The following is a 7,627-nucleotide window of genomic DNA, read 5'->3' as shown; positions in this document are numbered from 1 at the left end:
CGACGAGTTGATCATGGTCACCAGGGTGATGGTGAACCCGCCGACAATCCCCGGCAGCGCCTCGGGCAACAGCACATGCCAGATAATGTGCCAGCGCCGGCAACCCATGGCTTGCGCGGCTTCGATCAGGCCGTGGTCGACCTCGCGCAGGCTCACCTCGGCAATGCGTGCGAAGAACGGCGTGGCGGCGATGGTCAGCGGTACAACCGCCGCCCACACGCCATAGGTGGTGCCGACGATCAGGCGGGTGAACGGGATCAGCGCCACCATCAGGATCAGAAATGGAATCGAACGGAACAGATTGACGAACGCCCCCAGCACGCGGTTCAACGCCGGTGCCTGATAGATGCCGCCCTTGTCGCTGGTGACCAGAAACACCGCCAGCGGAATTCCCACCAGCAACGCGATCAGCGACGACACGCCGACCATCAACAAGGTGTCGATGGCGCCCTGTACTAAACGATCAAACCACATAGCCCAGCACCTCCACCTGTTGTGCCCAGTTCGCCGCGCGCGTGCGCAATTCCTCGGCGCTGTGTGTTGAGCCATTCACCGCCAGCAACAGTTGCCCAAGCGCATGCCCCTGGATACGTTCCACACCGCCTTGCAGCAGGCGGACGCGCCCACCCAGGGCACTGAACAGCGCGGCCAGGTCCGGTTCGTCGCGGCCATTGCCGGTGAGTTGCAGGCGCAGCACCACGGCCGCGTCAGGCGATGGCGGCGTGGGATGCAGACGGTTTTGCAGCTCTTGCGGCAGTCCATGTTGCAACGGTGCCAGCAGGGTTTTGCTGACCTCGTGCTGCGGGTTGCCAAACACTTCCCACACCGGGCCTTGCTCGACGATGTGCCCGTGCTCCAGCACCACCACGCGGTCGCAGATGTCGCGGATCACCGCCATCTCATGGGTGATCAACACGATGGTCAAGCCCAGGCGCTGGTTGATCTCACGCAGCAGGCCGAGGATCGATTGCGTGGTTTCCGGGTCCAGCGCGACGTGGCTTCGTCGCACAGCAGAATCTCAGGGTCGTGCACCAGCGCACGGGCGATGCCCACGCGTTGTTTCTGCCCACCGGAGAGTTGCGACGGGTAAGCCTTGTGCTTGTCCTGCAAGCCCACCAGTTCCAGCAGTTCGCGCACCTTTTGTTCACGCTGGGGCTTGGGCACGCCGGCAACTTTGAGCGGTAGCTCGACGTTCTGCCACACCGTCTTGGCCGACATCAGGTTGAAGTGCTGGAAGATCATGCCGATGCGTCGACGCAGCGCCACCAGGTGGTCTTCGTCGAAATCGCCGATGTCCACCTGATCGATCAGCACGCGCCCGCTGCTGGGTTGTTCCAGGCGGTTGATGGTGCGGATCAGCGAGGATTTACCGGCGCCGCTGCGGCCGATGATGCCGAACACTTCACCGTGCTGGATCGCCAGGTCGATGCCTTGCAGCGCGTGCACCTGGCCGTCGTAGGTTTTGCCCAGATTGATAAAGCGCACGTGGGCACGGTTCAAGTCCGGATGCAGTTCAGTCTGCTCGGCGTCCCTGGGCGTGGTGCCCAGGTCGCGCAGTCGGGCGTTGGCGGCGCTCATTTTTTAGCTTCCCAACCGACCTGGTAGAGCTTGCCCAGGGATTTATCCAATGCCGCGCGCACCACGGGTGAGTGCTGGTAGATGTCGACGAACTTGATCACGCGAGGGTCGGTTTTGCTCTTGGGCTGGATCACGAACTGGATCACGTATTCCGGGTGATCGAGGCCATCGAACAGCAGCGCCGATTCGGCATCGAAGGTCTTGGACAGGCGGATGTATGCCGGGTAGCCCTGCACCAGGTCGGCGTCGTCATAGGCGCGCACCAGTTGCACGGCTTCCACTTGCAGGATCTTGATCTTTTTCGGGTTGGCGACGATGTCTTCTTCGGTGGCCTTGTAGCCCACGCCCGGCTTGAGCGTGATCAGCCCGGCCTTGGCCAGCAGTTGCAGGCCGCGACCGCTGTTGATCGGGTCGTTGGCGATGGCCACGCTGGCGCCTTCGGGCAGGTCGTTGAAGCTTTTGTACTTCTTCGAATACAGCCCGACGTTGTTGATGATGCCCGGCGCGAACGGCACCAGGTCAAACCCGGCGGCGGCCTTGGCGTTTTCCAGGAAGGGGATGTGCTGGAAGTAGTTCACATCGATATCGCCGGCCGCCAGGCTGACGTTGGGCGCGATCCAGTCGGTGAACTCCACCAGTTCGACTTTGAGGCCTTGCTTGTCGGCTTCGGCCACGGCGGCTTCCAGGGGAATCGCGAAGGCGGCGGTGGTGCCGACTTTCAGCGGCGCATCGGCGGCGAATACCGCCGAGCTGAACAACCCGAGGGCCAGGGCCAGTGCTTTGACTGGGTGAGAGAGCAATATTTTTTTCATAATCGATTTCCAGTCATAAGTTATGGGTGCAAAAAATGGAGATCCCCTCCCACATTTTTCGATCAGTGTCGGTAGGTAGAACCGGTGTGTTGTTCGGGTAATCGCGCCGTGCCATGGAAGACTTTTTCCCGTAGCGTGCCGCGCTCATATTCAGTCTTGTACGACCCCCGCCTCTGCAGTTCCGGCACCACCAGGTCGATAAAGTCCACATAGCTTTCCGGCGTCACGATGCGCGTCAGGTTGAAGCCATCCAGGCCGGTCTCGCTGATCCAGGACTCCAGCTCATCGGCCACCTGCTCGGGCGAACCCACCAGAGTGATATAGCGGCCGCCCAGGACGTGCTGTTCGAGCAATTTGCGCCGGGTCCAGTCATTGTTCTGCAGGTTCTTGGTGGCCGACTGGATGGCGTTGCTCTTGACGTACTGGATCGGTTCGTCCAGTTCGTACTCGGCAAAATCAATCGCAGTGGACGCCGAGAAATGCGCCACGCCGGCCTCTGCGCTGGCGTAGCTCAAGTACTCGGCGTGCTTGGCCCAGGCCAGTTCCTCGGTGGCGGCGACAATCACGTTAAGGCCCATGAACAGCTTGATGTCGTCCGGGTTGCGCCCGGCCTCGACCGCGCTGGCGCGTACTTTGTCCACTTGTACCTTGGTCGCGGCTTTGTTCTGCCCGCTGATGAACACGCACTCGGCATGTCGCCCGGCGAACAGCAAACCGCGGTCGGAACTGCCGGCCTGGAACAGCACCGGCGTACGCTGCGGCGAGGGTTCGCACAGGTGATAACCCTGCACCTGATAGAACTCGCCGTGGTGCTCGACCTTGTGCACCTTGCCCGGCTGCGCATAGACCCGTGCTTGCGGATCGTTAATCACGGCGTCGTCTTCCCAGCTGCCTTCCCAGAGCTTGTACAGCACCTCCAGGTACTCATCGGCCTGGTCGTAGCGCCGGTCATGTTCGACCTGCTCGGTAAGGCCCATGGCCTTGGCGGCGCTGTCGAGATAGCCGGTGACGATGTTCCAGCCCACCCGGCCACGGCTCAGGTGATCCAGCGTGGACATGCGCCGGGCGAACAGGTATGGCGGCTCATAGGTGAGGTTGGCGGTGAGGCCGAAACCGAGGTGTTTGGTCACGGCGGCCATCGCCGAAACCAGCAGCAACGGGTCGTTGACCGGCAGTTGGATCGACTCCTTGAGCGGCACGTCGATGGAGTGCTGATAGACGTCGTACACGCCGACGATGTCGGCGATGAACAAACCGTCGAACAGCCCGCGCTCCAGGGTTTGCGCCAGGTCGGTCCAGTACTCGATGGTTTTGTACTGGGTCGAGGTGTCCCGTGGGTGGGTCCACAATCCGTGGTTGATATGCCCGATGCAGTTCATGTTGAAGGCATTGAGCAGGATCTTTTTCTTCGTTTTCAAAGGCTGCGCCATCAGATCGTCCCCCGCAGCGGCGGGTGTTCATCATTGAGGTAGTAATTGCCCACGGCGTGGTACTTCCAGCGCACCGGGTCATGCAGGGTGTGCACGCGGGCATTGCGCCAGTGGCGGTCCAGGCCATGCTCGGCCAGGGTTGCCTGGCTGCCGGCGAGTTCGAACAGGGTGCTGCCGGCGGCCAGGGAGATTTCGGTGCTCAAGGCGCGGACTTCGGCCACGGCAATCGAGGCGGCGGCGACGGTTTGGGCATTGCTGTCGGCTTGGGCCAGGTCAAGAAACTCACCGGCGCGCTCCAGCAAAGCTTCGGCGGCGTGCAGGCGGATGCTCAGGTGGCCGAAGCTCTTGAGCGTCAGCGGGTCTTCGGTAGCCTGGTCGCTGCCGGAGTCGATCCACGGACGGGTCTTGGTGCGCACGAAGTGCAGCGCATCCTCAAAGGCGGCGCGGGCGATACCGGTGTCGATGGCGGCATGGAGGATCTGCGCCAGCGGGCCGACGGTGGTCGGGCGTTCGAAGGCGCTCTGGAAGGGGACCACGTCGTGGGCGGCGACCCACACGTTATCGAATACCACCGAACCGCTGCCGGTGGTGCGCTGGCCGAAGCCGCTCCAGTCGTCGATCACGCTCAGACCTTCGCTGTCGCGGGGCACGAAGGCCAGTTGCTGCACGCCGTGATCATCCACCACCGAGGTGGGGATGCGCTGTGCGTAGAGCGCGCCGGTGGCGTAGAACTTGCGGCCGGTGATGCGAAATCCGTCACCGTCACGGGTCAGTTTGGTGATGCGATCATGGGCGGTCCTGGTTCCCAGTTCCGCCAACGCGTTGCCCAAACGCTGGCCGGCAAGGACTTCGGCGTACAGACGTCGTTGCTGCGTCGGGCTGCCGTTCACGCGCAGTACTTCCAGCGCGTAGAAATGGTTTTGCGGAATCTGCCCCAGCGAGGCGTCGGCCTGGGCGATCAGTGCGATGACCTTGGCCAGGGTGACGTTGGACACGCCGGCGCCGCCGAAGGCCCTTGGCACGCTGATGCCCCACAGGCCGGAGCGGGAAAACGCATCCAGCTCGGGCAGTGGCAGGCGCCGCTCGCGGTCGCGCTGGGCGCTGTCGCGACGCAAGTCTTCGGCCAGGTCGCTGGCGACAACGAGGGCGTGTTCATCGCTGGTGATGACCGCGACGTTTGCAGAGAAATTCATGTATGTGCTCCAGAATCTCGTGGAAAAGTGTTCTGGTCGGTCAGATCCAGGAATGGCGAGCCGGCAACGTGCCGTTCAACCGATAGGCGCCGATTGCGTGGTATTTCCAGCGCACCGGGTCATGCAGCGTGTGCACCCGGGCGTTGCGCCAGTGACGGTCGAGGTTGAATTCGGCGAGGGTGGCGCGGCTGCCGGCCAGCTCGAAAAGCTTTTCGCTGACCAGCAACGACACTTCGGTGGTCAGCACCTTGGCCTCGGCCACCGCGATGGATGCACGGGCCGCGGACTGCGCGGTGATCGGCGCGGCGCTGACCTGGTCCAGCACCTGGCCGGCCTTGCGCAGCAGCGCTTCGGCGGCGTGCAGTTCGATCTTCAGCCTGCCGATATCGGCGATCACATAAAGGTCATCGCTGGCGCGTTCGACCTTGGCGTCGATCCATGGCCGTGAACGTTCGCGCACGAAGGCGAGGGTGTCATCCAGCGCACCACGGGCGATGCCGGCGTCGATGGCGGCCTGGATCAATTGCGAGACGGCGCCCTGGATGTTCGGGCTTTGGCCGATGCGCCAGTTGTCGACCACCAGTTCGGCGTCCACCGACACCCGGTCCAGCAGCACGGTGCCGCTGGCGGTGGTGCGTTGGCCAAAGCCTGACCAGTCATCCACGATGCGCAGCCCTGGGGTGCCACGGCGCACAAAGGCCATGACCTGCTTGCCGTCATCGTTCAAAGCCTTGATCGCCACCCAATGGGCAAACAGGGCGCCGGTGGAGTAGAACTTTTGGCCGCTGAGCACATAACCATCGCCCTGGGCGGTGATGCGCGCCTTGAGCTGCAGGGTGTTTTTGGTGCCGCGCTCCGGGCCGCCGTTGCCGATGCGCCAACCGTCGAGCACGCTTTGGAACAGCTGCTTTTTCTGGCGTTCGGTGGCAGTGCCCTGCAACAGGTGCAGGATGCCGAAATGGTTCTGCGGGATCTGCCCGAGCGCCGGGTCTGCCGCGCTGATGATCGCGAACACCTCGGCCAGGGTCACGAACGAAACCTGTGGGCCGCCGTACTCGCGGGGAATGCAAATACTGCCCAGCCCACTGCGGGTGAACTGTTCAAGCTGCGCCCACGGCAACTGGCGTTGCTGGTCGCGCTTGGCGGCCTGCAGGCGCGCGGCCTGGGCCAGCGCATGGGCTGCGTCGAGCGCCTCTGCATCGTTGCGCAGCACGGTGGCCGGCAACAGCAGGGGGGCGATATCCAGATCACTCTGGGGGGATGTTAGAGCCAAGTTAGACATCAGCGCCGCTCCTTGGCTGCACGTAATGCCCTGGCGTTATGCACCGGGGTGATCCTGACCATACCGACCTCGCATTCAATGAAATAAAAACAGAAAAATCAGAGATGTCCGGTGGTCCGGTTCATATACCCTAAACGTGTTAAATAATTAAATAAACTAACTTTTGGGAATATGCATAGAAGGACGGTCACCCTGGTTCGCAGGGGGAGCCGAGAGGGCGGGGTTGATAGCTCCGCGCGGCCTTGGCTGGGCGCATTGGCGCGCATGCGGCAATGCGTAGCATGCGGGCCGGCGCCCAGCGCGAATTGTTGCCGACGCGGTCCAGGATGCAGTAAGTCACCTCAAGCCGGCAGTCGTCGCCAGCGTCGACAATCATGCTTGAAGGCACCCAGACCTGTACCGCCATGCCAACCGCTTTGGCCTGGATCCTGGGCAAGTCCATGCGTATGTCACCCCAGCGCAACGTGATGGCGTCGCCGCGCGTCATGTTCAGGTACGGGCTGATGGTCAGCGGGACACCCCGCTGCACCTGGCGACTGTTGACGCCATAACGGCGGATGGTTTCGGGCAGACCGACAGGGGCAAGGTTCTGGTTCTCATCGCCGCACAGCGCCGCAGGTTGGCCGCCCGGGTAGTTGGTCTTGACCCGCACCGTGGTCACCGCCGAGCGCGCGGGGCCATAGCCTATCTGCATGACCTGGTAGTGAATCCGCGCCAGGCCATCCTGCACAAAGCTTTCCGGCACACGCAGGTGGGTGGCCGTGCCGACTTTGCTCGCGGTCACTCGGCGCGAGGCAGCAAAGCAGTTGTTCCAGAACAGCTCGATCAGGTCGCCCTCATCCATGCCGGGGTAGGGGGCGATGTCGACTTGCAACTGGGTGGCGGCCAGGGCATTGATGCCGTTTCGAAGGGCCTGGGGCAGCGTCGGTGCGGTGAGCATCGCCGGGGTTTCAGTGCGCGTCATAAGTAATCTCCTTGATGCAGCCAGCAGCCATCGTTCCAGCCCTTCGGCGCGGGTGCGCGCAGGGGCTGAAAGGAACGATTCAGTGAGTAGCCGGGATAGGATCCAATCCTCTGGGCGTTAGATAAGAGCGTTGGCGCGGGGGCGTCAATGGCGGCCAAGGGCTAAACGGCGAGTTGGAGAAGATTCAGAAGGTTCCGACTGGGCGGGGGCGTTTCAGACGCAGATGGCGGGATGTTTTACAGCGTGGAATGAAGACTTCCTGTAGGAACGCGCTTGTGTGGGAGCATGCCTGTCGACACGACATCCGTAGCAGCTGTCGAGCCCTGGCGAGGCTGCGTTTGCGGCGTGCCTGACACACCGCCGACGCA

General features: G+C 62.8%; 6 protein-coding genes and 1 pseudogene. All 7 read right to left on the bottom strand.

The genetic code is table 11. The features are described 5' to 3' along the window. On the bottom strand, positions 1–474 hold a 474-nt coding region (locus JWR98_RS01885), incomplete at its 3' end, for a methionine ABC transporter permease (protein ID WP_205489200.1). Next, a pseudogene (locus JWR98_RS01880) lies at positions 464–1,578 on the bottom strand (methionine ABC transporter ATP-binding protein). The gene JWR98_RS01885 and the pseudogene JWR98_RS01880, both read right to left, overlap by 11 nt. Continuing rightward, positions 1,575–2,390: a MetQ/NlpA family ABC transporter substrate-binding protein gene (locus JWR98_RS01875; protein WP_078731082.1), complete on the bottom strand. Its 816-nt coding sequence runs from the start codon at positions 2,388–2,390 to the stop codon at positions 1,575–1,577. The pseudogene JWR98_RS01880 and the gene JWR98_RS01875 overlap by 4 nt, the downstream one beginning before the upstream one ends. Before the next feature lie 62 nt (positions 2,391–2,452). Next, entirely contained in the window at positions 2,453–3,820 is a 1,368-nt protein-coding gene (locus JWR98_RS01870) for an LLM class flavin-dependent oxidoreductase (RefSeq protein ID WP_078731083.1), read from the bottom strand. Beyond that, positions 3,820–5,013, bottom strand: coding sequence for an SfnB family sulfur acquisition oxidoreductase (locus JWR98_RS01865; RefSeq protein WP_205489199.1), 1,194 nt, complete (start codon positions 5,011–5,013; stop codon positions 3,820–3,822). The genes JWR98_RS01870 and JWR98_RS01865 overlap by 1 nt, the downstream gene beginning before the upstream one ends. A gap of 40 nt (positions 5,014–5,053) precedes the next feature. Further along, positions 5,054–6,295, bottom strand: coding sequence for an SfnB family sulfur acquisition oxidoreductase (locus JWR98_RS01860; RefSeq protein ID WP_205489198.1), 1,242 nt, complete (start codon positions 6,293–6,295; stop codon positions 5,054–5,056). A 187-nt stretch (positions 6,296–6,482) separates the two neighbouring features. Continuing rightward, on the bottom strand, positions 6,483–7,259 hold the full coding sequence (locus JWR98_RS01855; RefSeq protein ID WP_078731086.1) for a hypothetical protein: 777 nt from the start codon (positions 7,257–7,259) through the stop codon (positions 6,483–6,485). Positions 7,260–7,627 lie beyond the last annotated feature (368 nt).

Source organism: Pseudomonas lactucae, assembly GCF_016937615.1.
GTDB lineage: Bacteria > Pseudomonadota > Gammaproteobacteria > Pseudomonadales > Pseudomonadaceae > Aquipseudomonas > Aquipseudomonas lactucae.
This window is presented reverse-complemented; position numbering and strand designations above follow the sequence as displayed.

What these genes read in the sequence shown, in the direction of transcription:
- JWR98_RS01875 (WP_078731082.1), bottom strand. Translation starts at nt 2,390, where the DNA reads ATGAAAAAAATATTGCTCTCTCACCCAGTCAAAGCACTGGCCCTGGCC.
- JWR98_RS01870 (WP_078731083.1), bottom strand. Translation starts at nt 3,820, where the DNA reads ATGGCGCAGCCTTTGAAAACGAAGAAAAAGATCCTGCTCAATGCCTTC.
- JWR98_RS01865 (WP_205489199.1), bottom strand. Translation starts at nt 5,013, where the DNA reads ATGAATTTCTCTGCAAACGTCGCGGTCATCACCAGCGATGAACACGCC.
- JWR98_RS01860 (WP_205489198.1), bottom strand. Translation starts at nt 6,295, where the DNA reads ATGTCTAACTTGGCTCTAACATCCCCCCAGAGTGATCTGGATATCGCC.
- JWR98_RS01855 (WP_078731086.1), bottom strand. Translation starts at nt 7,259, where the DNA reads ATGACGCGCACTGAAACCCCGGCGATGCTCACCGCACCGACGCTGCCC.